This is a genomic window from Citrobacter sp. Cpo061, assembly GCF_030332845.1.
GTDB classification, from domain to species: Bacteria; Pseudomonadota; Gammaproteobacteria; order Enterobacterales; family Enterobacteriaceae; genus Citrobacter; species Citrobacter portucalensis.
In genome coordinates, this window is record NZ_JAOWHB010000021.1 from 1 (window position 1) to 1833 (window position 1833).

Annotated in this window: 4 protein-coding genes; 2 read left to right on the top strand and 2 right to left on the bottom strand. The window is 48.1% G+C overall.

The features are described 5' to 3' along the window. Both OGX97_RS02565 and OGX97_RS02570 read left to right on the top strand, forming a co-directional pair. Positions 1-467, top strand: a 467-nt coding sequence (locus OGX97_RS02565; protein WP_001548777.1) for a phage tail protein, incomplete at its 5' end; no start/stop codon positions are given. Continuing rightward, positions 467-1060: a tail fiber assembly protein gene (locus OGX97_RS02570; protein WP_000805575.1), complete on the top strand. Its 594-nt coding sequence runs from the start codon at positions 467-469 to the stop codon at positions 1058-1060. The genes OGX97_RS02565 and OGX97_RS02570, both read left to right, overlap by 1 nt. On the opposite strand, the gene OGX97_RS02575 is transcribed toward OGX97_RS02570, so the two are convergent. Together OGX97_RS02575 and OGX97_RS02580 are read right to left on the bottom strand one after the other, a co-directional pair. Then, positions 1032-1472, bottom strand: a complete 441-nt coding sequence (locus OGX97_RS02575) for a tail fiber assembly protein (RefSeq protein WP_001174920.1) — start codon at positions 1470-1472, stop codon at positions 1032-1034. The two genes, OGX97_RS02570 and OGX97_RS02575, sit on opposite strands and share 29 nt — an antisense overlap. 2 nt (positions 1473-1474) lie before the next feature. Continuing rightward, the coding region (locus OGX97_RS02580; RefSeq protein ID WP_032195102.1) for a gp53-like domain-containing protein at positions 1475-1833 on the bottom strand (359 nt) is incomplete at its 5' end.

Consider the following 1833-nt stretch of genomic DNA (forward strand, 5'->3'; position numbering starts at 1 on the left):
TTGGTTTGGGAGAAGGTTCGGCATTACCCGTTGGTGTGCCTGTCCCGTGGCCTTCCGCCACTCCGCCAACAGGCTGGCTAAAATGCAATGGTGCGGCTTTTTCTGCTGAAGAATACCCGGAACTGGCAAAGGTTTATCCGACAAATAAATTGCCTGATTTACGCGGTGAATTTATTCGTGGCTGGGATGACGGACGTGGAGTGGATGCCGGGCGACAATTATTATCTTCACAGGGGGATGCAATAAGAAATATTGAGGGATTCGCAGATGGCGGGATCGGTATGTCTTTTGATGCAATCAGAGGGGCTTTTTACGATGCAGGAACACGATCAGCGAGAATGCCGAATAACACAACTACTATAGACAAAACCGATGACCTTGGATTCGACGCCTCTCGTGTCGTGCCAACAGCTAATGAAAACCGTCCACGTAACATCGCCTTTAATTATATTGTGAGGGCTGCATAATGAAACCTGTTTTTGATGAAAATGGGCTGGCTACAGTACCGGGTAATATGCGTTGTTTTTATTATGAGGCAGTTACGTATGAATATACTGGCTGGTCTGATGAATATATTAATACTGGCGTAAGTATGCCCGCCTGTTCCACTGGTATTGACCCGGGCGAATACATTCCGGGAAGAGTGGCAGTATTTACGGGTAAGGGATGGAGCCATGAAGAAGACCATCGCAATGAGACTGTTTACTCAACAGAAAATGGCGCAGCTGTTACAGTGGATTATATCGGTGCCATCAAAGACGGTTATGTCACGCTTTCACCGTTAACGCCATACGATAAATGGGATGGTGAGAAATGGGTGACGGATACCGAGGCACAGCATAGCGCCGCACTAGACGCGGCAGAAGTAAAGCGCCAGTCGCTGATTGATGCTGCAATGGCTTCCATCAGTCTGATTCAGCTGAAATTACGGGCCGGGCGGAAGCTGACGCAGGCAGAAACCACCCGACTTAACGCTGTGCTGGATTACATTGACGCGGTGGAGGCAACAGATACCAGCACCGCGCCTGATGTCATCTGGCCTGAACTGCCGGAGGCGTAGGCCATTCAATATCTGGCGCACTGGAAGTATCGACCAGTTCCAGTGCGTCCAGATAATCCAGCCACAAATTATATTGCACCAGTTCCTCACCTTTCAGGCGACCAATCGCCGCTTTACCAGGCCATTGCTTACTGTTTATGTATTCGTTGACCTGATTAATCAATTGCTGCTTTTTCAGTTCGGCTGCGGCAATTTGTTCCTCATGAGTTGGCGGTGGAATATCAATCCATGCAGGCATTCCGTCGATGACACCTCTGTATTTTCCTTCTGGTGCTTCCTTCATAAATTCGGCGGCAACAGTGTCGTCAATTTCGATTCCATCATCGGGCCATTCGCCGGATTCCTGATAAGCGATTTTAAGCTCCACAGGGAAAAACGCATTTTTATCGGCACTGAAAATATATTTCTGCATTTCTACCGTCCTATCGAAATATAACTGAATCTGTATTGCTGTGAGATATCACTGGTTGCCACACGCCACGCTGAATTACTGATATGTTCAAAATTTACAGACAAAACCTGCGGGGCAGGACTCGACGGGTCTGACTGAACGGCATCAGACATAACACTGACTGAAACCATCGGCTGATTAGGGAATGGTATAGGGAAGTGTCCACTGATAAAGCGGGTCGTGTTTCCTGAAAAAGTGCCAAACTGAACAATATATCCACCTGGTAGCCTGAACCATCCCGAACCAGAAGCGAATGCTCCCATATCCGGTATCTGATTATCTCCTGTGCCCACATCCCTTTTCGCCGCTTCTCCCAAACCAA

Coding starts and splice junctions, on each gene's coding strand:
- OGX97_RS02570 (WP_000805575.1), top strand. CDS start 467: ATGAAACCTGTTTTTGATGAAAATGGGCTGGCTACAGTACCGGGTAAT.
- OGX97_RS02575 (WP_001174920.1), bottom strand. CDS start 1,472: ATGCAGAAATATATTTTCAGTGCCGATAAAAATGCGTTTTTCCCTGTG.